Origin of the sequence: Aeromonas sp. 2HA2 (genome assembly GCF_029237345.1) — a bacterium.
Classification (GTDB): Bacteria; Pseudomonadota; Gammaproteobacteria; order Enterobacterales; family Aeromonadaceae; genus Aeromonas; species Aeromonas salmonicida.
The window spans coordinates 23,321-48,353 of sequence record NZ_JAACGB010000002.1 but is presented as its reverse complement, the minus strand read 5'-3'; the positions used below and the strand labels follow the sequence as shown (position 1 = coordinate 48,353).

28 protein-coding genes and 1 other RNA gene are annotated in these 25,033 nt (G+C 58.0%); 12 read left to right on the top strand and 17 right to left on the bottom strand.

Annotation, left to right across the window (positions count from 1 at the left end; genetic code table 11):
- Position 1: 1 nt before the first annotated feature.
- The 9 genes from mraY to rsmI all read right to left on the bottom strand — a co-directional run bounded on the left by mraY (position 2) and on the right by rsmI (position 9,209).
- Positions 2-1,084, bottom strand: a complete 1,083-nt coding sequence (gene mraY, locus GWQ29_RS03580) for a phospho-N-acetylmuramoyl-pentapeptide-transferase (protein ID WP_005314196.1) — start codon at positions 1,082-1,084, stop codon at positions 2-4.
- The gene (gene murF, locus GWQ29_RS03575) at positions 1,078-2,433 is read right to left on the bottom strand and encodes a UDP-N-acetylmuramoyl-tripeptide--D-alanyl-D-alanine ligase (protein ID WP_275918767.1); all 1,356 of its coding nucleotides are present in this window, start codon (positions 2,431-2,433) and stop codon (positions 1,078-1,080) included. Before murF ends, mraY begins: the two co-directional genes overlap by 7 nt.
- Complete coding sequence (gene murE / locus GWQ29_RS03570) at positions 2,430-3,914, bottom strand: UDP-N-acetylmuramoyl-L-alanyl-D-glutamate--2,6-diaminopimelate ligase (RefSeq protein WP_275918766.1); 1,485 nt, start codon at positions 3,912-3,914, stop codon at positions 2,430-2,432. The genes murF and murE overlap by 4 nt, the downstream gene beginning before the upstream one ends.
- A 98-nt stretch (positions 3,915-4,012) precedes the next feature.
- Positions 4,013-5,767: a penicillin-binding transpeptidase domain-containing protein gene (locus GWQ29_RS03565; protein WP_219597965.1), complete on the bottom strand. Its 1,755-nt coding sequence runs from the start codon at positions 5,765-5,767 to the stop codon at positions 4,013-4,015.
- A complete protein-coding gene (gene ftsL, locus GWQ29_RS03560; protein ID WP_005314205.1) occupies positions 5,764-6,078 on the bottom strand; it encodes a cell division protein FtsL in 315 nt (104 codons plus the stop codon). Before ftsL ends, GWQ29_RS03565 begins: the two co-directional genes overlap by 4 nt.
- A gap of 3 nt (positions 6,079-6,081) precedes the next feature.
- Positions 6,082-7,020, bottom strand: coding sequence for a 16S rRNA (cytosine(1402)-N(4))-methyltransferase RsmH (gene rsmH, locus GWQ29_RS03555; RefSeq protein ID WP_021140325.1), 939 nt, complete (start codon positions 7,018-7,020; stop codon positions 6,082-6,084).
- Positions 7,021-7,479 carry a division/cell wall cluster transcriptional repressor MraZ gene (gene mraZ / locus GWQ29_RS03550; RefSeq protein WP_021140324.1) on the bottom strand — a complete coding sequence of 153 codons (459 nt, stop codon included), beginning with the start codon at positions 7,477-7,479 and terminating at the stop codon, positions 7,021-7,023.
- A 448-nt stretch (positions 7,480-7,927) separates the two neighbouring features.
- Positions 7,928-8,314, bottom strand: an RNA gene (gene rnpB, locus GWQ29_RS03545) — RNase P RNA component class A.
- Between the two features lie 61 nt (positions 8,315-8,375).
- Positions 8,376-9,209 carry a 16S rRNA (cytidine(1402)-2'-O)-methyltransferase gene (rsmI, locus tag GWQ29_RS03540; protein WP_005314319.1) on the bottom strand — a complete coding sequence of 278 codons (834 nt, stop codon included), beginning with the start codon at positions 9,207-9,209 and terminating at the stop codon, positions 8,376-8,378.
- 199 nt (positions 9,210-9,408) lie between these two features.
- On the opposite strand from rsmI, the gene GWQ29_RS03535 reads away from it, so the two are divergent.
- The 4 genes from GWQ29_RS03535 to dolP are packed head-to-tail and all read left to right on the top strand — an operon-like array spanning position 9,409 to position 12,692.
- Positions 9,409-11,196 (top strand): penicillin-binding protein activator, encoded by a 1,788-nt coding sequence (locus GWQ29_RS03535; protein ID WP_275918765.1) that lies wholly within the window; start codon positions 9,409-9,411, stop codon positions 11,194-11,196.
- Entirely contained in the window at positions 11,117-11,509 is a 393-nt protein-coding gene (locus GWQ29_RS03530) for a YraN family protein (RefSeq protein ID WP_096119763.1), read from the top strand. Before GWQ29_RS03535 ends, GWQ29_RS03530 begins: the two co-directional genes overlap by 80 nt.
- A gap of 9 nt (positions 11,510-11,518) precedes the next feature.
- A complete protein-coding gene (locus GWQ29_RS03525) occupies positions 11,519-12,109 on the top strand; it encodes an SIS domain-containing protein (protein ID WP_005314325.1) in 591 nt (196 codons plus the stop codon).
- Between the two features lie 4 nt (positions 12,110-12,113).
- On the top strand, positions 12,114-12,692 hold the full coding sequence (gene dolP / locus GWQ29_RS03520) for a division/outer membrane stress-associated lipid-binding lipoprotein (RefSeq protein ID WP_265462648.1): 579 nt from the start codon (positions 12,114-12,116) through the stop codon (positions 12,690-12,692).
- A 53-nt stretch (positions 12,693-12,745) separates the two neighbouring features.
- Here the strand turns inward: dolP and GWQ29_RS03515 are convergent, their stop codons facing one another.
- The 8 genes from GWQ29_RS03515 to zapE all read right to left on the bottom strand — a co-directional run bounded on the left by GWQ29_RS03515 (position 12,746) and on the right by zapE (position 18,922).
- Positions 12,746-13,171, bottom strand: coding sequence for a ClpXP protease specificity-enhancing factor (locus GWQ29_RS03515; protein WP_017412546.1), 426 nt, complete (start codon positions 13,169-13,171; stop codon positions 12,746-12,748).
- Entirely contained in the window at positions 13,168-13,797 is a 630-nt protein-coding gene (sspA, locus tag GWQ29_RS03510; RefSeq protein WP_005314352.1) for a stringent starvation protein SspA, read from the bottom strand. Before sspA ends, GWQ29_RS03515 begins: the two co-directional genes overlap by 4 nt.
- A gap of 87 nt (positions 13,798-13,884) precedes the next feature.
- Complete coding sequence (locus GWQ29_RS03505) at positions 13,885-14,619, bottom strand: cytochrome c1 (RefSeq protein ID WP_265462647.1); 735 nt, start codon at positions 14,617-14,619, stop codon at positions 13,885-13,887.
- On the bottom strand, positions 14,616-15,833 hold the full coding sequence (locus GWQ29_RS03500; RefSeq protein ID WP_005314360.1) for a cytochrome bc complex cytochrome b subunit: 1,218 nt from the start codon (positions 15,831-15,833) through the stop codon (positions 14,616-14,618). Before GWQ29_RS03500 ends, GWQ29_RS03505 begins: the two co-directional genes overlap by 4 nt.
- 2 nt (positions 15,834-15,835) lie before the next feature.
- The gene (gene petA, locus GWQ29_RS03495) at positions 15,836-16,429 is read right to left on the bottom strand and encodes a ubiquinol-cytochrome c reductase iron-sulfur subunit (RefSeq protein ID WP_005314362.1); all 594 of its coding nucleotides are present in this window, start codon (positions 16,427-16,429) and stop codon (positions 15,836-15,838) included.
- 295 nt (positions 16,430-16,724) lie between these two features.
- Entirely contained in the window at positions 16,725-17,117 is a 393-nt protein-coding gene (rpsI, locus tag GWQ29_RS03490) for a 30S ribosomal protein S9 (protein WP_005314365.1), read from the bottom strand.
- Positions 17,118-17,132: 15 nt separating this feature from the next.
- Entirely contained in the window at positions 17,133-17,561 is a 429-nt protein-coding gene (rplM, locus tag GWQ29_RS03485; RefSeq protein ID WP_005314367.1) for a 50S ribosomal protein L13, read from the bottom strand.
- 266 nt (positions 17,562-17,827) lie between these two features.
- Positions 17,828-18,922, bottom strand: coding sequence for a cell division protein ZapE (gene zapE, locus GWQ29_RS03480; RefSeq protein ID WP_275918764.1), 1,095 nt, complete (start codon positions 18,920-18,922; stop codon positions 17,828-17,830).
- A gap of 140 nt (positions 18,923-19,062) precedes the next feature.
- Between zapE and GWQ29_RS03475 the strand changes: the two genes are divergently transcribed.
- From GWQ29_RS03475 to GWQ29_RS03440, 8 genes are all read left to right on the top strand, one after another.
- On the top strand, positions 19,063-19,443 hold the full coding sequence (locus GWQ29_RS03475; RefSeq protein WP_005314374.1) for a YhcB family protein: 381 nt from the start codon (positions 19,063-19,065) through the stop codon (positions 19,441-19,443).
- 81 nt (positions 19,444-19,524) lie between these two features.
- The gene (locus GWQ29_RS03470; RefSeq protein ID WP_275918763.1) at positions 19,525-20,886 is read left to right on the top strand and encodes a Do family serine endopeptidase; all 1,362 of its coding nucleotides are present in this window, start codon (positions 19,525-19,527) and stop codon (positions 20,884-20,886) included.
- Between the two features lie 89 nt (positions 20,887-20,975).
- On the top strand, positions 20,976-22,106 hold the full coding sequence (degS, locus tag GWQ29_RS03465) for an outer membrane-stress sensor serine endopeptidase DegS (RefSeq protein ID WP_111588915.1): 1,131 nt from the start codon (positions 20,976-20,978) through the stop codon (positions 22,104-22,106).
- A gap of 316 nt (positions 22,107-22,422) precedes the next feature.
- Positions 22,423-22,782 (top strand): transcriptional regulator, encoded by a 360-nt coding sequence (locus GWQ29_RS03460; RefSeq protein WP_021140220.1) that lies wholly within the window; start codon positions 22,423-22,425, stop codon positions 22,780-22,782.
- Between the two features lie 18 nt (positions 22,783-22,800).
- Positions 22,801-23,166, top strand: a complete 366-nt coding sequence (locus GWQ29_RS03455) for an SFCGS family glycine-rich protein (protein WP_021140219.1) — start codon at positions 22,801-22,803, stop codon at positions 23,164-23,166.
- Positions 23,166-23,462, top strand: a complete 297-nt coding sequence (locus GWQ29_RS03450; protein WP_021140218.1) for a DUF4312 family protein — start codon at positions 23,166-23,168, stop codon at positions 23,460-23,462. The genes GWQ29_RS03455 and GWQ29_RS03450 overlap by 1 nt, the downstream gene beginning before the upstream one ends.
- A gap of 40 nt (positions 23,463-23,502) precedes the next feature.
- Positions 23,503-24,279 carry a DUF4311 domain-containing protein gene (locus GWQ29_RS03445; protein ID WP_005314394.1) on the top strand — a complete coding sequence of 259 codons (777 nt, stop codon included), beginning with the start codon at positions 23,503-23,505 and terminating at the stop codon, positions 24,277-24,279.
- A gap of 11 nt (positions 24,280-24,290) precedes the next feature.
- A complete protein-coding gene (locus tag GWQ29_RS03440) occupies positions 24,291-24,941 on the top strand; it encodes a DUF4310 family protein (protein WP_021140216.1) in 651 nt (216 codons plus the stop codon).
- The last annotated feature ends 92 nt before the right edge of the window (positions 24,942-25,033 follow it).

Below are 25,033 nucleotides of genomic sequence, written 5' to 3'. Positions count from 1 at the left end.
TTTACCTCACCTTCAGGGTGGCGAGGCCAAGCAGCACCAGCATGAGAGTGATGATCCAGAAACGCACGATAACGCGCGGCTCCGGCCAGCCTTTCTTCTCATAATGGTGATGAATTGGCGCCATGCGGAAGATGCGCACGCCGCGCAGCTTGTAGGATCCCACCTGCAGGATCACGGAGACGGTCTCCATCACGAAGACCCCCCCCATGATCACCAGCAGAAACTCCTGGCGCACCAGCACGGCTATGGTGCCAAGCGCGCCGCCGAGGGCCAGGGAACCGACGTCCCCCATGAAGACCTGGGCCGGATAGGTATTGAACCAGAGAAAGCCCAGGCCCGCCCCGACGATGGCGGTGCAGACGATCACCAGCTCGGAGGTATAGGGCACGTAGGGAATATGCAGGTAGTTGGCGAAGTTGACGTTGCCGGTCGCCCAGGCGATCAAGGCAAAGCCCCCTGCCACCATCACGGTCGGCATGATGGCCAGCCCATCCAGACCGTCGGTCAGGTTAACCGCGTTGGAGGTGCCGACGATGACGAAGTAGGTCAGCACTATGAACATCAGCCCCAGCTGCGGCATCACATCCTTGAGGAAGGGTACCACCAGCTGGGTCTGGCCGTCGTGGGTGGCCGTGGTATAGAGGAACACAGCCACCAGCAGCGCAACGGCGGATTGCCAGAAGTACTTCCAGCGGGCGATCAGGCCGTCGGTATTCTTGCGCACCACCTTGAGGTAGTCATCGGCAAAGCCGATGGCGCCGTATGCACCGAGCACGAACAGCACCAGCCAGACATAGGGGTTGTCGAGACGGCTCCAGAGCAGCACAGAGATGAAGATGGCCGCGATGATCATCAGCCCCCCCATGGTCGGGGTGCCCCGTTTGCTCAGATGGGATTCGGGGCCGTCGTTGCGGATCACCTGACCGAATTTCAGGATCTGCAGGCGACGGATGAGGTGAGGCCCCATCCAGAGCGCCACCACCAGACCCGTGATGATCGACAAAATGGCGCGAAACGTCAGGTAGGAGAAGACGTTGAAGAAGGTGAAGTGCGGGGTGAGCAGTTCCGCCAGCCAGACTAGCATGTGGCTGACTCCTGACGGTCAACGACCATCTTGACGATATCTTCCATGCGGGAGCCGCGGGCACCTTTGACCAGAATCGAAATTTCTTGATGTGTATTTATCATTTGCGCAAGCACTTCAAACAACGACGCCTTGTTATCGAAATGTCGGCCAGCCGCGGCATCTGCGGTGTGGCGACTCTGTTCCCCTACTGTCAGCACGGCGTCCAGACCGCACTCACTGGCATGGCGTCCGACCCGGGCGTGTTGCTCGGCAGACTCCTCACCCAACTCCTTCATGTCACCGAATACCAGCACCTTGTAGCCACCCATGGCAGTCAGGGCATCGATGCCCGCCAGCACGGACTCCACGCTGGCGTTATAGGTGTCATCCACCAGAGTGAGCCCACCCCAGCGCTGTACGCAAAAGCGTCCCTTGACCGGCGCCATCTGCTCCAGCCCCGCCTTGACGGAGGCAAGCGAAGCTCCGAGCGCCAGACAGCCTGCGGCAGCAGCCAGGGCATTGGTCACGTTGTGGCGACCTGGAATGGCCAGAGTCAGGCTCAATTCCCCGTTCGGCGTCACCATCACAAATTCGGCGCAGCCCTGCCCGTTGAGCGCTATGCCACGGGCATGGAAAGGCTGATTCTGATCCTCGATGGAGAAGGCACAGTGGATCCCGGCTGCCTGCCACTTGGGCCAGAAGGCGCTATCGGCGTTGACGATGGCGGTTCCCTGCTCGCTCAGACCTTCAAAAATCTCGCTTTTCGCGTGGAAGACACCCTCAAGGGAGCCGAAGCCCTCCAGATGAGCCGCCGCCACGTTATTGATGAGGGCGGCATCGGGTCGGGCCAGCGACGTGGTCCAGGCGATCTCGCCCGGGTGGTTGGCACCCAGCTCCATCACCGCAAACCGGTGCTGCGGTTCGAGCCGCAACAGGGTCAGCGGCACGCCCACTTCATTGTTGAAGTTGCCGGCGGTGGCCAGCACTTCCCCTTCGTGCCGCAGGATGGCGGTCGCCATCTCTTTCACCGTTGTCTTGCCACAGCTACCGGTAATGGCCAGCACTTTCGGGTTGATGCGCTCGCGCACCAGCTTGCCGATATGCCCCAGCCCCTTGAGACTGTCGGTCACGACAAGCTGTGGAATGGCCAATGGCAGCTCGCGCTCCACCAGCAGGGCAGAAGCCCCTGCGGCAACGGCCTGCTCGCAAAAATCGTGGGCATCGAAACGCTCACCGCGCAGCGCAACAAACAGGGCGCCCTTCCCCAAGGTGCGGGTGTCGGTACTGACAGTCGTGATCTCGCCGTCTTCACCAATCAGACGGGCATCAATCACCTGCGCCAGGTCGGCAAGCCTGAGGGTCATCATGTGAATGACTCCAATAATGTGTGCAAGGCGGCGGCGACGGTTTCCCGGTCGCTGTAGTGCCGCTTGTCGGTTCCAATGATCTGATAATCCTCGTGGCCCTTACCGGCCACCAGGATGATGTCCTGTTTGCTCGCCTGACCGAGGGCCAGTGCAATCGCCTTGACCCTGTCGTGCTCGATCTGCACGGCAGCAGGATCGCGAAGGCCCGCCACCATGTCCGCCATGATCTGGGCCGGCTCCTCGGTACGGGGGTTGTCGTCGGTGAGGATCACGCGATCCGCATGCTGCTCTGCCATGGCGGCCATCATGGGGCGCTTGCCGCGATCCCGGTCGCCACCGCACCCTACCAGACACCAGAGCTGACCTTCGCAGTGTACCCGCAGGGCCTGCAACGCCTTCTCCAGCGCGTCCGGGGTATGGGCATAATCGACCACGGCGAGCGGTGCATTGCCGCCACCGAAGCACTCCATGCGACCGGTCACCGGTTGCAATTGAGGCGCGGTTGCCAGCAGCGCGTTGAAGTCATAACCGAGCACCAGCATGGCGCCCATGGCGGCCAGCACATTGCTGACGTTGAAGCGTCCGAGCAAGGGGGCGGATAATACACCATTCCCCCAACTGGAGTTAATCTGTGTGCGAAAACCTTGTTGGTGGAAGTGGGGATCCTGCGCCGTCAGCTGTCGACCCGGATGGTCTGCAATCGGGCCGTTTACGCTGAATGCCACCGCAGCGGGATAGGCCGCCAGCCACTGGCGCCCCAGCCGGTCATCGGCATTGATGACGGCGCAGGGTTCATCGACCAGTTTGAGCAGCTCTTCCTTGGCGGCGCCATAGGCTTCCATGGTGCCGTGGTAGTCCAGATGATCCCGGCTCAGGTTGGTGAAAACGGCGGCAGCAAACGGCAGCGCCGCAACACGATGCTGTACCAGACCATGGCTGGACACCTCCATCGCTACCAGATCCGCCCCCTGCTGTTGCAGGTCTGCAAGATTGGCCTGCACCTGCACCGCACTGCCGGTGGTGTTTTCTGCTTCAACCAGCTCACCGAACAGGCCATTGCCTATGGTGCCCATCACCCCGGCCTTGCCACTCAGCAGGGTACGCCAGTTGGCAACCAGCAGCGCAGTGGTGCTCTTGCCGTTGGTACCAGTGATGCCCACCAGATCCAGCTTGTTGGCTGGTTGCCCGTAAAAATAGCCAGCCAGCTCGGAGAGCCTGGCTGGCAGATCACGGATCCCGATGCAGGGAATGGTCAGAGGCGGCGCGACAAATTCCCCGTCCTCCTCAAACACGATGGCGGTCGCTCCCTGAGCCACCGCCTGTTCGATAAACCGTCTGCCATCCATCTGATGCCCGCGGATAGCGATAAAGAGACAGCCTGGCCCGACCCGCCGACTGTCCAGCTGGATATCGGTGAGGCTGAGCGCCGGAGCACTGATGCCGAAGGGGCGCAGCAGTGAATCAAGTGCGCGGTGCAACATGGGAAGCCTCCGTACGGGCGAGAAGGCGGGTGCTCAAACGGTAAAGCGACATGGAAAAGGCCCCGAAAACAACAGAAACAAACAAGAAATGCAGCAGATCAAGTACGTGGCGCAGCATGGGTGGCCTCCGTACGGGCAAGTTTGGGGGGTACCGAAGGCGGTATTGCATCGGGACGAATATTGAAAAGTTGCAGCACCCCACCCATGGCTTCGGCAAACGGTGGCGTCGCCACGGCACCGCCATAGTAAGCGCTGCCCTTTGGCTCGTTGATCACCACCACCATGACGAAACGGGGATTGCTGGCCGGGGCGAAACCGGCAAACCAGGCCATGTAGTCCTTGCCGTAACCGCCGGCGACGGCGACTTTGGCGGTACCACTCTTGCCGCCAACCCGATAGCCAGGGATTTGTGCTTTCGGGATGGCATTGCTGACCACATACTCCAGCGCCTGCAGCATGGCGGTGGCATTGTTGTGGTCGATGACCTGCTCACCCTTGGGCGGCGTGGTTACCTTGACGATGGAAAGCGGCACCCGCTTGCCCTTGTTGGCCAGAGTGGCATAGGCAGACGCCAGTTGCAGCGGGGTGACCCGCAGACCATAGCCAAACGAGAGTGTTGCCCGCTCGATATCGGACCAGCGGCGGCGCTGGGGCAGCATGCCGCCGCTCTCGCCCATCAGACCACTGCCCGTATCCATGCCGAAGCCAACCATGCTGAGGGTATTGATCATCTCCTGCGCTGGCATCCGCAGCGCGATGCGCGACATGCCGATGTTGGAGGAGTAGCGCAATATGTCATACAGGTTGGTCGCTTTGTGGATACTCACGTCGCGGATCTGCTTGGCCCCGATAAACAGGGGCCCACCCGGAATAATGTCCTTCCAGCTGGTGACCCCCGCCTGCAGGGCGCTCAACAGGATCAGGGGCTTGATGGTCGAACCCGGCTCATAGGTATCTGTCACTACACGGTTGCGCACCCGAAAACTCTGGTACTGGCCACGGTTGTTCGGGTTGTAGGAGGGGGTGTTGACCATGGCGAGCACCTCGCCGGTCTTGATATCCAGCATCACCATGGAGCCGGACGTCGCCTTGTTCTCGTCGGTGGCACGCTTGAGGGCACGATAGGCTAGCGCCTGTACCCGTTGGTCGATGCTCAGCTGCAGATCGTTGGCGTTCTTGCCCTCTTTGACCAGCCCGAGTCGCTCTATGACTCTGCCCTGGCGGTCTTTGCGCACCCGCATCTCGCCCGGCGTCGCCGTCAACCACTCGTTGTAGCTGCGTTCGATCCCCTCGATGCCACTGCCATCTATGTTGGTTACCCCCACCAGATGGGCGCTGATCTCGCCGGTCGGATAGAAGCGACGCGCCTCGGGACGCAGATAAATACCGCCCAGCTTGAGGCCCTTGATGTATTCCGCCACCGCCGGTGTCACCTGCCGCTGCAGATATACGAAGCGCTTGCTCGGGTTGGAGATGCGGTGCTTGAGGGTATTGATGTCGAGCTTGAGCACGGCAGAGAGCGCCAGCCAGGCGCGTTCATTATGGATGGCGCCAGATTCGTGCACGGTTTTGGGGTCGGCCCAGACCGCTTCTACCGGTACTGACACCGCCAACTGTTCGCCGTTGCGATCCGTGATCATGCCACGCACAGCCTGGGTGGAGGTGGTTCGCAGGGAACGCATATCCCCTTCCTGGCGCAGTCGATCCGGGTCAATTACCTGAATCCAGGCCAGCCGCAGGATCAGGCCGGCAAACGCAATGCCGATAAAGAACACCAGCGTGCGAAAGCGCCACGGATAGAGTGACGGCGCTTTGGCTTTGGGTGGAGTCTTGGCAGATGCCTTGCGTTTCATGGTTGTGTAATTACCTTCTCGGTGGTCACCAGCGGGCGAGCCATCTGCAACTTGTCCATGGCCAGACTCGCCACCCGGGAATGCTCAGCCAGGGTGCCCTGTTCCAGCAGCAGGTGGCGCCATTCGATGTTGAGTCGATCCTCCTCGGCCATCAGATCGTTCTGCTTGGCTGTCAGACCGCGAGTCATGTTGGTCACCAGGATCACGCCAAAGGCGGTGATCAGCACGGCAAAGGCCAGTACAACCGGCAACTTGTGCCGCCAGAGATCAGCGAGGATCTCTTTGGCCAGATGAACACGCACCTCGCTCATGGCTTACTCCGCCAGACGCTGGGCGACCCGCAGCACAGAGCTGCGGGATCGGCTGTTTTCGGTGACTTCATGCTCGGAAGGCTTGAGCGCCTTGCCAACCGACTTCAATTTGCGACCACCGGCCAGTTGAGCTTCGGTCAAGGGGATACCGCGCGGTACTTCGGGGCCTTTCTCGTGCTTGCGGATGAAGTGTTTCACCAGCCGGTCTTCCAGCGAGTGGAAGCTGATGACGGAGAGGCGCCCTTCTGGTGCCAACGCCTGCAGGGCACCATCCAGTGCTGTCTCTATCTCGTCCAGTTCGCTGTTGATATAGATACGGATCGCCTGGAAGCTGCGTGTGGCGGCGTGCTTGCCCTTCTCCTTGCTCGGATTGACCCGGGCAATCATTTCAGCCAGCTGGCGGGTGCGTACGTAGGGCTCGGTGACCCGATCGTGGACGATGGCGCGGGCTATCTTCTTGGCAAAGCGCTCCTCACCGAAGGTCTTCAAGACCCAGGCGATATCATCCACATCGGCACGGGCCAGCCACTGCGCGGCACTCTGGCCGGAGGTGGGATCCATACGCATATCTAGCGGGCCGTCCTTCATGAAACTGAAACCACGTTCGGCATCATCCAGCTGGGGTGAAGAGACACCGAGATCCAGCAGGAAGCCATCCACTTTACCCAGCAAACCGCGCTCATCCAGATAGGAGACGATACCGGAGAAGGGACCATGCACGATTTCAAAACGGGGATCCTGGATCTTGGCCGCCTCGGCAATGGCCTGGGGATCCCGATCGATGGCGATCAGCCGGCCATTGGGGCCAAGGTGCTGGAGAATGAGACGAGAGTGACCACCCCGGCCAAAAGTACCGTCCACGTAGATACCGTCCGGCTTGATGGCCAGCCCTTCAACGGCTTCGTGCAACAGCACTGTGATGTGTTCAGCGGCTTGGGTCATTTATAAAGAAAAATCCTGTAGTCGTGGCGAGCTTGCCCAGTCATCCTCAGGCAGGCCCTGAATGTCATCATTGACCTGTTGTTGCCAGCGGGCTTCATCCCACAGCTCAAACTTGTTGAGCTGGCCCACCAGCATGATCTTCTTGTCCAGCCCTGCGTGGCTGCGCAGTGGCTGGCTGAGCAGCAGACGGCCATTGCCGTCCAGCTCGCATTCGGTCGCATGGCCGAGCAACAACCGCTGCAAGCGGCGTTCTACGGGATTCATGCTGGAAAGCATCTTGAGCTTGCGCTCGATCTCTTCCCATTCGTTCAGGGGGTAAAGCAGCAGACAAGGATGGGCAATATCTATGGTGCAGACCAGCTGGCCGTCGCTTTCGTCGCGCAGCCAATCACGGTACTTGGTCGGAATCGCCAGTCGCCCTTTACTGTCCAGGCTGATGGCATGTGCACCACGCAACAAATTGCAGTCCCTGAAAATGAGTTAAGGGGGCAAATCGCCCGATAAAAACCACTTTGATCCACTTTTCCCCACCTTGAAGTTTAAGGACGTGCTGAGGGCTTTTCAAGCGAGGATATCGGGCATGGGGAACATATTGACGCAGCGTTTGGTCACTAAGGATTAAATGAGTTGATTTTCCACAGGTTATTTGTGTTAACAGCGATACGATTAATTGAAATCAATTAAAAAATAAACAAGTTGAACGAATAAGACACTCCAGTGTCATCTCTCGTTGGCCCAACGAAAAACAACACTCATGCAGCACACAGATCAATCATAACCATATGATTTATAAAGGATAATTTTGGTGAAAAATCATTTACCAACAAATATCACGGCTCAAACAGGGCAATATTTCTCCAAAAATAAAAAAGAGCCCCACGATAAATCGTGGGGCTCTTCGGAATGAGGTCGGAGTCGGCCTGTAAGCCGGGTTCTGTACCGGGTTGCCCCGGGTAGCAATCATTCCTCTAGGCCAGCAATCGCTCGCTGGCTCAAGCAACCTACCCGCCCCCAACGCGGGCCGCGCCAATAGGGGCCTATTTGGTCTTGCTTCGGGTGGAGTTTACCGTGCCACGAACTGTTGCCAGTCGCGCGGTGCGCTCTTACCGCACCCTTTCACCCTTACCTGATCCCTTGCGGGCCATCGGCGGTCTGCTCTCTGTTGCACTGGTCGTAGGCTCACGCCCCCCAGGCGTTACCTGGCACCCTGCCCTATGAAGCCCGGACTTTCCTCCCCTCCGCCCGTCTGTCCCGAGGGACACAACGACGAAGCAGCGATTGCCCAGCCGACTCCGAGGCGCGGATTATAGCCTCGTGACACTGTGGGGTAAACCGGCAATTCCCGTTTACAGCAATTAATAGTGCTCTAATCCGTACTTGTAGAGTGCATTCTTCTTCACACCATGGATTTCTGCGGTGAGCGCAGCCGCTTTTTTCAGTGGCAACTCGGTCACCAGCAACCCCAGGGTACGGATCGCCTCGGCAGGCAGCTCTTCTTCCGTTTTGCTGGCTCCCGCGACCACCAACACTATCTCGCCACGGCAGCGGTTATCATCCTGACCAAGCCAGGTCAGCATCTCGGAAGCGGGCAAACCATGGATGGATTCAAAGGTCTTGGTCAATTCGCGACACACCACCACCTGACGCTCGCCCAGAATGCGAGCAATCGCTTCTACCGTATCCTGCACCCGACGTGGGGATTCATAAAATACCAGTGAGCGGGTGTCTTCGATCACGGCCTGCAATCTGTCATCACGCCCTTTGCTTTTGGCGGGCAAAAATCCTTCGAAGGCGAAGCGGTCGGTCGGCAAACCGGCGGCGCTCAGGGCCGTGATGGCGGCACAAGGACCAGGCAGTGGTACCACCTTGACGCCTGCTTCTCGACAGCGGGTGACCAAGTGGTAGCCTGGGTCACTGATGAGCGGAGTCCCCGCATCGGAGACCAGGGCGACGGTCTTGCCTTCCTTGATCCGGCCGATCAGCACATCGGCTTTCTGCTGCTCGTTATGATCGTGCAGCGCGAAGGTGGGTACCGAGATTTGGTAGTGGCTCAGCAGGATACCGGTATGACGCGTATCCTCGGCAGCCACCAGATCGACACTGCGTAAAATGTCCAATGCACGCTGGGTAATGTCCGCCAGATTACCGATCGGAGTGGGGACTATATACAGGGTTGGGATGTCACTCATGGGATCTCCGAGTGTCCCGACAATTGTGTCGCCATATTGGCCCGTTTACACTATGGGGAACTTCAACACTGGTCGGGGAATGAACTTGAACCGGGTTACAAAGCAGCTAAGTGTATCACGACTCTTCGGCATCATACTCGCGGCAGCACTGCTCGCCGCCTGTGCGTCGGGGCCCAATCAACCTTCCGGGCAGCCAGGTATGCCGTCGGCCTTCTCGGATCTGACCAAAAATGCCCAGTGGTATCTGGAGCAGGTGGATCCTGTCAAACCTGCCGAAGCCTTTACCTGGCAGGTGATGGCGGCACGCAGCTACTTGGCACTCGGCCAGGCCAAGCCGGCATCGGCGCTATACCAGCAACTACAGAAGCAGGCCCAGAGCGCGGAGCAGAAAGCGCAGCTGCAACTGTTGCAGGCACATCTGTTGCTCGCCCAGGGCAACGCCAACCAGGCGCTGATCCTGCTGGAGGGCAAACCCGACGTGCCGCTGGATGCCGATACGCAGAAAAATTGGTATCGCCAGCGGGTAGTGCTGCAGCTGGATATCAACAACAAGTTTGGTGCAGCCAAGTCGCTGATCTTGATGGAGCCCTATCTGGCCCAGAATGAGCTGGCGACCAACCATCAGCAAATCTGGTCTCTGCTGAAAAGCATGACGCCTTCCACCTTGCAGGCACTGGAAGAGGCACCAGCCCCTGACGTGACCACAGGTTGGCTGCGACTGGCGGCACTGGTTAACGAGTTTGGTGCCCAGCCCAGTCAGCTGGCCCGTCAGCTGGCAGGATGGAAACAGGCTTTCCCTGACCACCCGGCCCAGAAAGACATGCCGGCCGGTCTGGGGGATCTCGCCACCAGCCACATCAATGCGCTGCAGCAGATCGCCGTGTTCCTGCCGCTCTCGGGCAATCTCGAGCCGCAGGGTGCAGCCATTCGCAACGGTATGTTGATGTCTTACAAGGAGAATCAGAGCCAATTTACCCTGAACTTCTACGACACCCAGACCAAGGCGATGGGCGAACTCTACAAGCAAGCCATTCAGGAAGGGGCCAACATGATCATTGGCCCGCTGCTCAAGGACAGAGTCGAGGAGCTGCTCAAGGCCAATCCGACCGTGCCCGTGCTGGCGCTGAACGAGTTGGACAAACCTATCGTCAACGACAGCACCTTCTACTTCTCGCTCTCTGCCGCTGCCGATGCAGCCCAGGCAGCGCAATATCTCTACGGTCAGGGTTATCGAAAACCGCTGCTGATCGCTGCCCAGGGCCGGATTGGCTACAGCAGTATCAAGGCATTCGAGCAGGCATGGGCCACAGTGAGTCAGGACAAGCCGGTCGTGGCCACCTTTGGTGCTCGTAACGAAGTGCAGGGCATGGTCAAGAATGCTCTGAGTGGTCGCTCGACCGCACGGGCCGGGGAGGTGGTACAACTATCCGCAGCCGCGCCACGCAGCATAGATGTGGTCTACGTGGTCGCCAATAGCCTGGAGACCCGGATGATCAAGCCCTACGTGGACATCTCGGTCAATCCCATGGGCAGCCTGCCCATCTACAGCAGCTCACGCAGCTACGACAGCGCCACCACAGAGGTCGCCTCCGAGCTCAATGGTATGCACATCTCAGACATGCCGCTGCTGCTGGGTGGCTACGAGCAGCAACGGGAGCAGATCGCACTGCTCTGGCCGCAGACCCAGGGTGACCTGATGCGCCTGTTCGCACTGGGCTACGATGCCGTCAGCCTGGCAGAAAACCTGCAGCAGATGCGCAAGGTCAATGCCATGCAGCAACCAGGCATGAGCGGACAGCTGAGCGTGGATGCAAATGGCAACATTGTGCGGGTACTGGATTGGGCCACCTACCAGAATGGTGCACTAGTCAGCGACAGTGCAGCACCTCAGCTTGAGGGAGCCCTCAATGAAGGATCTATTGGCACGGATGAGCCAGCAGTGGCAGAACCTGTTTCCGTCACCGACGAGCAAGGGACAACACTTTGAGCAAGTAGCGGAACGCTGGTTGCAGGCTCGCGGCCTGCAACCCGTGACTCGCAACTACCGCTGCCGCGGCGGCGAAATCGATCTCATCATGCGCCAGGGGAATACCCTGGTGTTTGTTGAGGTCAGATACCGCGCTCATGCCAGCCATGGCGGGGCAGCCAGCTCTGTCACCCGGCGCAAACAGCACAAGATCGTGCTGGCAGCGCGCCACTATTTAACGCAACATGCCATCAACGAGGCCAGTCAGGCCTGCCGATTCGATGTGATCGCGTTTGAGGATGACCAGCCAAACTGGATCCAGAACGCATTTTAAGAGGACCCTATGACTGACCGCATCAAAGAAAACTACACCGAAAGCATCCAGACCAAAATTGCCGCCGCCGAGGCGCTGCCGGACGCTATCCATACTGCGGCCCAGATGCTGACCATCTGTCTGCTCAATGGCCACAAGGTGATGGCATGCGGTAATGGTCCCTCTGCGGCACTGGCCCAGCTGTTCATCTCCGAGCTGGTCAACTGTTACGAGACCGAGCGCCCTTCCCTGCCCGGCATGGCACTGACCCCAGACATGGCCACCATCAGCGCCATCGCCACCGATCATGGCTTCGAAGAGGTCTATGCCAAACAGATCAGAGCCCTGGGGCAAGCCGGCGACATCCTGGTGGTCATCACCACCACAGGCAACAGCCGCAGCCTGATCAAGGCTGCAGAAGCCGCGCTTTCACGGGATATGACCATAGTGGTGCTCGGCGGGGGAGACGGTGGGGAAATCGCCGGACTGCTCGGTCCCAACGATGTGGAGATCCGGGTACCATCCGCCCGACGCCCCCGTATTCTGGAGGTTAACCTGTTGACCCTACACTGCCTGTGTGATCTCATCGACCAGACACTTTTCCCGCAACAGGAAGATTGAAACCATGAAGAAGCAAACTCTCCTGCTTGGCCTGCTGGCTGGCACCCTGCTGCTGCAAGGCTGCGCAGCCGTGGTGGTAGGCGGTGCTGCAGGCACTGCCAAGGCTTCCGGCGATCGCCGCACTCTGGGTGCCCAGTGGGATGATCAGGCCATCGAACTGAAAGCTGCCAATCTGTTGGCCGACAACAAACCGTTGAGTGCAGCCAGCAAGATCAGCGTCTACAGCAACAACGGCCGCGTACTGTTGGTGGGTCAGACACCTTCTGACGCTTACAAGCTCGAGGCTGGCAAAATAGTTGCCCGCATCGATGGCGTACGGCACGTCTACAATGAGCTGCGACTCGGCCAGCCAGTCAGCATAGGGGTACGCAGCAATGACTCCTGGATCACCTCCAAGGTCCGTGCAGACATGCTGGGGGCCAAGAACTTCGACAGCGCCAAGGTCAAGGTGGTCACCGAGAACGGCGAGGTGTTCCTGATTGGCCTGGTGACTCGCAAGGAAGGGGACCACGCCGTTGAGATAGCTCGTCACGTCAGTGGCGTGAAGCGCGTGATCAAAGCGTTCGAGTTCGCCCAGAACTGAGCACGCAGGTAGCAAACTGATATAAAAAAACGCAGCCAGTTGGCTGCGTTTTTTTATTTGATGACTTTCAGCGTCGGCCGACCGGTCGGACGCGGTGGTTCCGGCTCAGGCTCCACCGGTGCTTCAGCCTGCTCCAGCCAGAGGTCGTAACCTGGCTCGGGCGGGAACAGGGTGCCCACTCCGTTCTCCCTGGCATGAATTGCCAATATGGCAGCCATAGGGATATAAACCTGCTGGGAGACACCGCCAAAACGGGCACTGAAGCTGACCGCTTCATTGTCCATGTGGAACTGTCCTACCGCCCGCGGCGCTATGTTCAGCACTATCTGTCCATCCTGAACAAACTGCATCGGCACCATCACATGGGGGATATTGACGTTGACCACCAGATGCGGTGTCAGCTCGTTATCCAGCAACCAGTCAAAGAACGCCCGTAACAGATACGGGCGACTGGGTGTCATTGTTGGTTCCATGCTCATACGCCAGCGCGGATCTCACGTTCGGCTTCAGTCAATGAAGCCTGGAAGGACTCACGCTCGAACAGACGAACCATATAGGCTTTCAGCTCTTTGGCACCACGACCGGCGAAATCGATCCCCAGACTGGGCAGACGCCACAACAGCGGTGCCATGTAGCAATCGACCAGACCGAACTCTTCGCTCATGAAATACGGCATTTCACCGAAGATCGGCGCGATGGCCAGCAGGTTGTCACGCAATTCGGCACGCGCCGCATCGACATCGGTACCTGCCATGATCTTGTCGGCCAGGGAGTACCAGTCCAGCTCGATGCGATGCATCATCAGACGGCTGTTACCACGGGCAACCGGGTAAACCGGCATCAGGGGCGGGTGCGGGAAGCGCTCGTCCAGATACTCCATGATGATGCGTGAGGTGTACAGTGCCAGCTCACGATCGACCAGAGTCGGTACAGTGTTGTACGGGTTCAGCTCGGCCAGCTCATCCGGCAAGTTGCTTGGGTCAACCTGGCAAATATCTACGCTAACACCCTTCTCCGCCAGGACAATACGCACCTGATGGCTGAACATATCGTTGGCACCGGAAAACAGCGTCATTACCGAACGCTTATTGGCAGCTACAGCCATTGAACCCTCCCGTCATTAAAAAGCAGAAACGGCAATGAAGCATCTTGGTCTTCATTGCCGTGCATTATATTACCCGGATCTGGTCGCTTAGTGAACGTCGCGCCAGAATTCCTTCTTCAACAGCACAGTGAAGATGAAGAAGATTACGATGAATCCAAGTACCCAGAAGCCCATGCGTTCGCGCTCCTGTTGTACCGGTTCAGCCGAGTAGACCAAGAAGTTTACCAGATCCAGTACCGTCTGATCATACTCTTCGTTATTCATTTCACCGTTGCCGTCAGATTTGACACTGACAACCTGCTGTACGTCCACCCCATCCACAGTGTGAGTCGCAAACTCGGCACGGGGCGTGCCTTGCAGCGGCTCCAGCACGTGAGGCATGCCCACGGACGGGAAAACAGCGTTGTTCACGCCAAACGGACGAGTCTCATCCACATAGAAAGAGCGCAAATAGGTATAAACCCAGTCAGCCCCGCGCACCCTCGCTACCAGCGTCAGGTCGGGAGGTGGAGCACCAAACCACTTGGCAGCATCCTTCTCCGACATTGAGATTTTCATCAGATCACCGATTTGGGCTCCCGTGAAGATAAGATTTTCCCTCATCAGCTCATCAGGAATCCCCAGGTCTTGCGCAACGCGGTTGTAGCGCTGGTACTGGGTAGAGTGACAACCGGCACAGTAGTTCATGAAGGTCGTGGCACCACGCTGCAGAGACGTCTTGTCACTCAAGTCATAGTCGGCCTGGTCCAGTGGGAAAGTACCGCCAGCAGCAAGCGCCAGGCTGGGCAGCAAGGCCAGCACTGCAAATATTATTCTTTTCATTTGAATGTCACCCTCTCCGGCAGCGGCTTGGTACGCTCATTCTTGCTGTAGAAGAACAGCAGGACAAAGAACCCGAAATACCCCAGCGAGCAGAACTGGGCAACCAGGGTCAAGGTCGGGGTCGATGGCAAGACGCCGAGGATACCGAGAATGACGAAGCAGACCACGAACTGGGCAATATTCAGCTTGTGCAGCGTACTGCGATAGCGAACGGAGCGCACCTTGCAACGATCCAGCCAAGGCAGCAGGAACAGCACTACGATGGAGAGACCCATCATGATGACGCCGAGCAACTTGTCCGGCACAGCCCGCAGGATGGCGTAGAAAGGAGTGAAGTACCACACAGGAGCGATATGCGCCGGCGTCTTCAGACCATTGGCCACTTCAAAGTTCGGCTTCTCGAGGAAGTAGCCCCACATATCCGGCTTGAAGAAGATGATGGCGCAGAAGAAGAACAGGAAACCGGCCACGCCGATCATGTCCTTGACGGTGAAGTAAGGGTGGAAAGCCACCGCATCCAGCGGCCAGCCGTTAGCATCCTTGTGCTTCTTGATGTCGATGCCGTCAGGGTTGTTGGAGCCCACTTCGTGCAGCGCCAGTATATGCATGGCCACCAGCATCACCAGCACCAGCGGCAACGCTATGACATGCAGTGCGAAGAAGCGGTTCAGGGTCGCCCCCGAGATGACGTAGTCACCACGGATCCACAGGGTCAGATCCTCTCCGATCACCGGAATGGCACCAAACAGCGAGATGATGACCTGAGCCCCCCAGAATGACATCTGGCCCCAGGGCAGCAGATATCCCATGAAGGCTTCCGCCATCAGCACCAGGAAGATCAGCATGCCGAAGATCCACAGCAACTCACGCGGCTTCTGATAAGAGCCATAGATCATGCCGCGGAACATGTGCAGATACACAACGACAAAGAACGCTGAGGCCCCGGTGGAGTGCATGTAGCGCAGCAGCCAGCCGTAGTCCACATCCCTCATTATGTATTCGACTGAAGCAAAGGCACCCTCAGCGGAGGGGTTGTAGTTCATGGTCAGCCAGATGCCGGTGATGATCTGATTGACCAGTACCAACATGGCCAGCGAGCCAAAGAAGTACCAGAAATTCAGGTTCTTTGGTGCCGGGTACTTGGCCATATGGTCGTTGTACATGGCAGTGAGCGGAAAGCGATAGTCAATCCAGCCCATCAGTTTGGAAAACATGGTCAGGCCTCCTTGCCATCATCGGCACCGACCAGGATGGTGGTGTCGCTAAGATATTGGTACGGCGGAATGACCAGGTTCAAGGGTGCAGGCACCCCCTGGAACACTCGACCAGCCATGTCGAACTTGGAGCCATGGCACGGGCAGAAGAATCCGGAGGTCACGCCTTGGACCTGCTCACCGAAGTTATCCGGCAGGTAGGAAGGAGAGCATCCCAGATGGGTACAAATGCCGACCGCAACAAAGATTTCGGGTTTGATGGATCTGTAGCCGTTATGGGCATAATCCGGCTGCTGTGGTTCGTCAGATGCGGGATCCCGCAGCTGGCCATCGTGAGCCGCCAGTGCATCCAGCGTCTGCTTGGTGCGTTTCACCACCCAGACCGGTTTGCCTCGCCACTCAACACGGATGAGCTGGCCTGGTTCCAACTTACTGATATCCACTTCTACCGGAGCGCCCGCCGCTTTGGCCTTGGCACTCGGGTTCCATGACTTTATAAACGGCACTGCGGTAAAAGCAGCTCCTACCCCACCAACGGCAACCGTTGACCAGGTAAGAAATCTGCGGCGACCGGTATCAACTGGCGCATTGCTCATCCAAAAACTCTCCCATGTGGACTCCGCACATTCTTATTGTGTCCCTGTTCCCCTTTCTTCCATGACAACAGCGGCGGAAGCGGAGTTACAATTGTCACAGAAAAACCGAGGGAATTTTAAAGAAAAGATAACAACTTGACAAGAAAGACCAGCGAAGGGCAAAAACAATAAATATACATTTTTTTGTCTTTTGTGACGTGGTGTTAGCATTGGCGTAGGTAATATTACCAATAAAAAAAGCCTGGCACATGGCCAGGCTTTTTTGACACTCGTGAGAGTGAGTACAAAAAGCGAATTAACGCTTGGAGTACTGCGGACGCTTACGAGCTTTGTGCAGACCGACTTTCTTACGCTCAACCTTACGGGCATCGCGAGTAACAAAGCCTGCTTTACGCAGTTCGGCGCGCAGGGTTTCATCGTACTGCATCAGAGCACGAGTGATACCGTGACGGATCGCACCAGCTTGACCGGAGATGCCACCACCATTAACGGTGATGTACAGATCCAGTTTCTCGGTCATCTCAACCAGTTCCAGCGGCTGACGAACTACCATGCGGGCAGTCGGACGGCCAAAGTACTGCTCCAGGGAGCGCTGGTTGATTACGATTTTACCGCTACCCGCTTTGATAAACACGCGAGCAGTGGAGCTTTTGCGACGGCCGGTACCGTAGTATTGATTTTCTGCCATGTTGCCAGTTCCCGATTAGATATCCAGTACTTGAGGTTGCTGAGCAGCATGAGCATGCTCGGCGCCTGCGTAAACTTTCAGTTTACGGAACATGGCACGGCCCAGAGGACCCTTCGGCAGCATACCTTTGACAGCAGCTTCGATTACCATTTCCGGCTTACGCTTGATCAGCTTGTCGAAGCTGATTGACTTGATACCACCCGGGAAACCGGAGTGAGAATGGTAGATTTTATCGGTAAATTTCTTACCGGTTACATGTACCTTCTCAGCGTTTACAACGATGATGTAATCACCGGTGTCAACGTGCGGAGTATATTCAGCTTTGTGCTTACCACGCAGACGAGAAGCGATCTCGGTTGCGATACGACCCAGAGTTTTACCCTCTGCGTCCACAATGTACCAGTCACGTTTTACGGTTTCTGGCTTGGCAACGAAAGTTTTCATTAAGTTAAACCCAATTACCTGTTACAGACCCAATTGCTTATGGGGGCTCTCCCACAAACAACAAACGATGGCCTACCTGTACCCCTTCGAATACAAGTAAAGCTTAAAGTGTCGCTGTCTTATCGACAGCTGTAACGTGGGCCGGGCGATTATAAGTGAAGTTGCCTTAAATATCACCTGCTAATTTCACTGCCATGAAGCTAGCAAATGTCGCCCGGCCCTACCTGCCGCAGATGCCCATCCGACTGGCAGGCGCGGTATTGTGACTAAGGAAGGTGCACTCTGGCAAGGTATTCGTGCGATTGCATTTCTTGAAGCCGTGAAAGACAACGTTTGAATTCGAAATTCAACAGCCCGTTCCCGTAGAGTTCTGTCATGGGGACAGCCGCCGACATGATGAGTTTGACGTGCCGTTCATAGAACTCGTCCACCATGGCGATGAAGCGGCGAGCCGCATCATCCGTGCCCGCCCCCATGGGTTGCACATTGGCAAGCAGCACAGTATGAAACAGTCGGGCCAACTCTATATAGTCGCCCTGTGAGCGAGGAGTACAGCAAAGTTGCTCGAACTCCATGTACAGCACACCTTCCCCCATTCCCAGTGACGTCAATTGACGATGATTGATCTCGACACTGCCAGCGTTGACCTGCTCCAGACCCGTTAACTGTTGGAAATATCGGTCCAGATTGGATTTTGCCTGCTGATCCAGCGGAAAGTGATATATCTCTGCCTGCTCCAGGGTACGCAAGCGATAGTCGATGCCACCATCCACGTTAAGTACCTCGCAATGACGCTCGATGAGCTCGATTGCTGGCAGAAAACGGGCTCGTTGCAGACCATTGCGATAAAGGTCCTGTGGCGGGATGTTGGATGTCGCCACCAGCACAACGACATGACCAAACAGCTCCTGGAACAAGGTGCCAAGCAGCATGGCATCCGTGATGTCGGAAACAAAAAACTCATCGAAACAGATGACATCTGTCTCGCTGGCGAGCTTGCTGGCGATGAGCTTGAGCGGATCGGCCTGCCCGGTCAGCCCCCTGAGTTCGTCATGCACCCTGTGCATGAAACGGTGGAAGTGGATACGCAGTTTTCGCGTCCCCGGCAGGCTCTCGAAAAAAGTATCCATCAGCCAGGTCTTGCCTCTGCCCACTCCGCCCCACATATATAGTCCGAGGACAGGCTCCTTGGCCTTGGGCTTTTGCAACCAGCCCAACAGGCCGCGGGATCTGGTCGGAGTCGGGCTTTGGCACAAATCCTGATAGAGTCGCTCCAGGCGGGTCACGGCCATCGCCTGGGCCGGGTCGGCCACAAAGCCGGGGCGCTGCAAATCCTGCTGATATTTTTGCTGCGGGGTCATCCTGTCAACCGCCTCCAAGTCCCTGAATGAAGGACAAAATGGTATCACGCTCTCGGGGTGCACGGTATAGTGCCATCAAGGCGTAGCGGCCATCCAGGCCGCCTCAACACACATTGATTTAGCTGTAACAAGGAGCATCTATGAGTCTGTTAAACGGGATCCTGCTGGCTGTCGCCGCCTTGATTATCGGTATCATCATCGGTCGCTTCACGGTGCGCAGCCGGGATGCCGGACGTCTGGAACAAGAGCTGAAAAAAGCGCACACGGAGCTGGAAAGCTACCAGGGCCAGATCAATACCCACTTTGCCGACAGCGCCGCCCTGATGGAGCAGTTGGCCGAGCAGTATCAAACCCTCTATCGCCACATGGCTGAGCAGAGCAAATTCCTGGCCAAGGCACAGGAACCGCTGTTCCGTGAAGCACTGCTTGAAGAAAGTGCCGATACCCCGGCTAACGAAGAACCCGGCGTACCGCCCCGTGACTATGCCGGCGCCTCCGGTCTGCTCAAGCAGTCCAGTTAGTTCCCCGCGGAACTAATTGCGCTGTGTTGTGGTCAGACCTTGACGATTGCATTGCAACTTTTTCTGGGAGCTGTTTTTCATATGCGTAAACCTCTTTCTGTGCTCAGTGTGCTAGCCCTCAGTGTCGGTATCGCCATGTCTGCGGCCCCTGTGCAGGCTGCACTGCCCTCTTTGCTGGCGAACAATCAGGAGATGCCGAGCCTGGCGCCGGTTCTCGAACAGGTCACGCCTGCCGTGGTCAATATCTCCGTCTCTGGCAAGAAAATCACTCGCCAGCGTCTACCGGAACAATTCCGCTTCTTCTTCGGCCCCAACATGCCTGATGAGCAGGTGAGCGAGCAGCCCTTCCAGGCGCTGGGCTCCGGCGTCATCATAGATGCCAAGAAGGGCTACGTGATCACCAACGCCCACGTCGTACACGAGGCGGACGAGATCAAGGTCAACCTGAAAGATGGTCGTGAATATGCGGCCAAGAAGATAGGCGAAGACAAACAGTCCGATATCGCCCTGCTGCAAATCAAGGCCGAGGATCTGGTGCAGATCAAATTTGCCGATTCAGACGAACTGAGGGTCGGCGACTATGCACTGGCCATCGGCAACCCGTTTGGCCTGGGCCAGACAGTCACCTCCGGCATCGTCAGCGCCCTGGGACGCAGTGGCCTCAACATCGAAAATCTGGAAAACTTCATCCAGACCGATGCGGCCATCAACTCCGGCAACTCGGGCGGCGCCCTGCTCAACCTGCGTGGTGAGCTGATCGGCATCAATACCGCCATTTTGGGCCCCAACGGTGGCAACATAGGTATCGGCTTTGCCATTCCGTCCAACATGGTGCGTGACCTGTCTGAGCAGATCGTCAAGTACGGTGAAGTTCGCCGTGGCCAGCTGGGGATCACGGGCTCTGAACTGACTTCGGATATCGCCAAAACCTTCGGTTACAACAAGAAGGATGGCGCCTTCGTCAACCAGGTCATGCCTGACTCCGCCGCCGCCAAGGCTGGTATCAAGCCAGGCGACATCATCGTCAGCATAGATGGCAAGGCAATCCGCTCGTTTGGCGAACTGCGAGCCAAGATAGCGACCATGGGTGCCGACAAGCAGGTCGCGCTGGGCCTCATCCGCGACGGCAAAGAAGAAACCGTCAAGGTCATGCTGAAGAAGGCCGATGACAGCGAGATCCTGGCCAGCGTCCTGCACCCTGCACTGGAAGGGGCCAAGCTCAGCACCATCTCGGAGCCGGTGACAGGCGTGGCTGTCTCCGATATAGCGGCTCGTTCCCCTGCTGCGGCCTCCGGTCTGCAGAAAGGCGACATCATCATTGGCGTCAACCGCCTGCGGGTAAACTCGCTGGCCGAGCTGACCAAGGCATTGAAAAACAAGCCGGATGTGCTGGCGCTGAACATACAGCGCGGAGAGTCTTCTCTCTATCTGGTGATCCGTTAATAACCTCACACCCGCGGCCCTCGCCGCGGGTGATTTTTATCCACCGATAGTGTTATTCTCTGCCCGCTGCATGTACGGATGAGAATGACATGAAAATCCCACCTTTGATCAGTTACTTGGGCAAGTCTGTCGGCTTCGGTCTCACCGTTGCGGCTCTCCTGTTGCTGCTGTTTCCCGATTTCCGTGGCGGTGCCCAACTCCCCGGCATCATCACCAATGCCCGTGAACTGAGCTTCTCTTACGCAGCTCATAGAGCCGGCCCTGCAGTCGTCAACATCTACACCCGCAGTTTCTCCCGCAATCAGGGCAATCAGGCTGAACTCAGACCCCAAGGGCTGGGCTCGGGTGTCATCATGAACCAGCGCGGTCATGTGCTGACCAACTATCACGTCATCGCCGATGCGGACCAAATCATAGTCGCACTGCAGGATGGGCGGGTGTTCAGTGCCGAGCTGGTCGGCACTGATCAGTTAACCGATCTGGCGGTGCTCTACATAGAATCGGACAACCTGCCGGTGATCCCTCAGGATCCCGACAGGCAGCCGGATGTGGGGGACGTTGTGCTCGCCATCGGCAACCCTTACAACGTCGGCCAGACCATCACCCAGGGCATCATCAGTGCGACCGGTCGCCTTGGTCTCTCCAGCATGGGACCGGACGGCAACGGGCGGCAGGACCTGCTTCAAACCGATGCGGCCATCAACGAAGGCAACTCGGGGGGCGCCCTGGTCAATGGCCGCGGCGATCTGGTGGGAATCAACACGGCCGCCTATCACCTCAACGGCAATCAGGAGAGCTACGGTATCAGCTTCGCCATCCCTTACCGGTTGGCCAAACGGATCATGGATGAGCTGATCACCAACGGCCGTGTCATTCGCGGCTACCTCGGCATCTCCAGCGTTGAACTCAACCCCATAGTGGCGCGCATGATGAACCTTGGTGATTTGCGCGGACTCGTGATCGAGAGTCTGGATCCTGACGGCCCAGCTACCAAGGGCGGTCTGAAACGGGGGGATGTGCTGCTCAAGATCAATGGGGAAGCGCTCAGCGGCGTGCGCTCCGCCATGGACAAGATTGTCGAGAGTCGTCCCGGCACCAAACTCACCATATCAGTGTTTCGTGATGGCAAGCCGCTGGAAGTGGAGGTCACCATAGAGGAAGACCTGCGCTACCAGCAGGGCAAGGCCAATACGAATGTCAGTGGCGCTAACGCCAGCTGACCCTCTTGTCTCTTCATATCACAAGGGCGGGTAACCGCCCTTTGTCATTTCTGCGGATCCTCGTTCCCCTCATACGTGAGACGACTCACAGTTTCAGCCTGTGCGGCTCTGGGGCCATCTGCCAGAGAAGTGCGCCATCGATCACACTAATCCAGCCCCGATAAGCTCCCTTTCCCCTGCCGGTACACAAAAATGGACCTTTTAAGCCGCTTCGCACGGGAATTTCCGCTTCGAATCGGAAAAACGCTGCCTCCTCTGCACGCCCCTGCGGGCTTAGGGTAATCCCATACCTTCTGCCAGCCTTGGAGAGCAGACATTGCACACAGAGACTCATGACCAGAACCTGACCCCGGACAGCCCGGCGTTGCTGCACCAGACCGACCTGATCCTGGCACGCATCCACACCCTGCTAGGCGATCAGGGCATACGTCCCAACGAGGTGCAAAAGCAGATGCTGGCTTCCCATGTCAAAGCCATGGTGTGGCGTTCCCATAGCGGGGAATCCCTGCCGGAGGTCGATCTCAGCCTGTTTGACGAGATCTCCCCCCTTTCCCTGCGACTGGCCGAACAGGTCGTCGCCTGGCTGGACAAGCTGGCCTATGAAGAGGCTCACCTCTTGTCCGTCCATTTCGAAGTCGCCAAAGAAAATGAACTCAGCTCAGTGCTGAATCAATAACAAAAAGGAGATATCCAGATGTCAGCCATCAAACTCGTGATTGGAGATCGTCTCGGCAAGGGTCAGAAAGTGGGGGCAGGGGCAGAAGCCGCCGGCGCCAGCGTGACCGTGATACCCGGCATGGCCGCCGACATGAAGCTCGGTGATGTGATGAACAAGGAGCAGGCGGATCTCGGCATCTCCTTCTGCGGCAGCGGTGGCGCCGGTGCCATCACGGCCCAGACCAAGTACGGCTACAAGTGCCGCTACGGCATGCGCTCCGTCGAGGAGGGGGTCACCGCCATCAATGACGGTTGCGTGGTGCTGGGTTTTGGCTTCATGGACAAGGAAGAGCTTGGCCAGAAGCTGGTAGAAGCCTTCGTCAAGAAGCACGGACGCGCCTGATGAAAGAGGACTTCACCACCCAGATCATCGTCAACGGCAAGGGGGCGACCCGCCAGCAGGCGTTCGCCGCCGCCCTCAGCCAGGTGCAGCACACTCTGCTCAAGGACAACCCGCGCGTCATGCTGCGGATCGAACCGGTCGAGGTGCAGGTGCTCAAGGCCGAGGAGTCGGTCCGGGTGGAGAAGTTCCTGTTCTTCTTCCTGCCGCGCCAGCGCCGCGAATTCCGCGTCCAGCTGGAGATCACGGTCAAGGTCACCAGCCTGGACGCCGACAAGGTGACGTTCACCCTGGTGTAACGCCACCCGCTGCGACAACCCCACAAGAGGGATACATTGGATGTTTCTAATCATATTTATCAAGTCACTCATCATCGGCGGCCTGGTGGGCGTCGGTGTGGGGGCCGGCGCGGCGCGGATGTTTCACGCCCCGACCGTGCAGGGCATGGGCGCCTTCCGTACTCTGGGTGAGCTCAACTCATGCGAAGGGGATCCCGCCTCCCACTTCTCTTTCGGTCTGGGCTTCTTTTTCAACGCCTGGGCCTCGACCGTGGCAGCGGGTGCCTTCACCCAGGACGTGGATCACCGCATCCTGCCGAACTGGGGGGCGGCGGCCCTGATGATCCGCAACAGGGATCTCGCCAGCACTCTGCACGACCCGAAAAAAATGGCCATCGCCTGCGGCATCATTGGCGCCATAGTGGTGGCCTTCCTCAACAGCACGGCTGCCGCTGTACCGGCCGCCCTGCAGGTGACAGCGGTCAAGGTGCTGGTGCCTGCCGCCAACCTGCTGGTCAATACCGTCATGCCGGTGATCTTCTGGCTGGCCGCCATCGAAGCGGGCAAGAAGTCCGGTTTCTGGGCCACCATCTTCGGCGGTCTGGCGCAGCTCATCATGGGCAACGCAGTACCGGGTCTGGTGCTCGGCATCCTGATCGGCAAGGGGGTTGAAGAGAGCGGCTGGAACCATGTCACCAAGGTGATGATGAGTGCCATCGTCCTGCTGTTCGTGCTGAGCGGCTTCTTCCGCGGCTTTGACCTCAAGCTGATTGAATCCTTCCACATGGGCATCCCCCTGTGGCTGGAAAACGTCCATAACCTGCTTGCCAATAAATAAGGGGCCACACCATGGATGAGAAACTGAGAAACAACTTCTGGTACGCAGACTGGTCCTTCCCCATCTTCGTCGGCCTGCTGTCGGCCGGGGTCTTTGCCGGAACCCACATGTACTACCTGTACGGTGTCGGCGCCTTCAACGAGGTGGCCTTCGTCGCCATGCTGAAAGCCGGCATGGACACCGGTGCCTACGGCGCTGTGGCGGCCTTTGGCGCCAGCTTCCTGTTTGCCCGCATCATAGAGGGCTCCCTGGTGGGGATCCTGGACATAGGCGGCGCCATCCAGACCGGCGTCGGCCTGGGCGTGCCCGCCCTGCTGCTGGGGGCCGGCATTCTCTATCCAGTGGAGAACTTCGGCGCCTCGCTGGTGACCGGCATGGTGATTGGTCTGGCGATTGGCTACATCATCATCCTGGCGCGCAAGTTCACCATCAACCAGAGCAACTCCACCTACGGTGCGGACGTCATGATGGGTGCAGGCAACAGCTCGGGCCGCTTCCTGGGCCCCCTGATCATCCTCTCCGCCATGGGTGCCTCTATCCCCATAGGACTGGGTTCCCTGCTGGGGGCACTGCTGTTCTATGTATGGAGCAAGCCCATCACAGGGGGCGCCATCCTGGGCGCCATGCTGCTCGGCACCTTCTTCCCGGTCGCCCTAGCTTAATCACAGGCCGTCTCTCGGGCGGCATTTAAGAACCTGTTTGCGATCTGTCGCGAGAGGTCGTCAGCAAGGTGAAGAGCAACGCAGGAACCGGA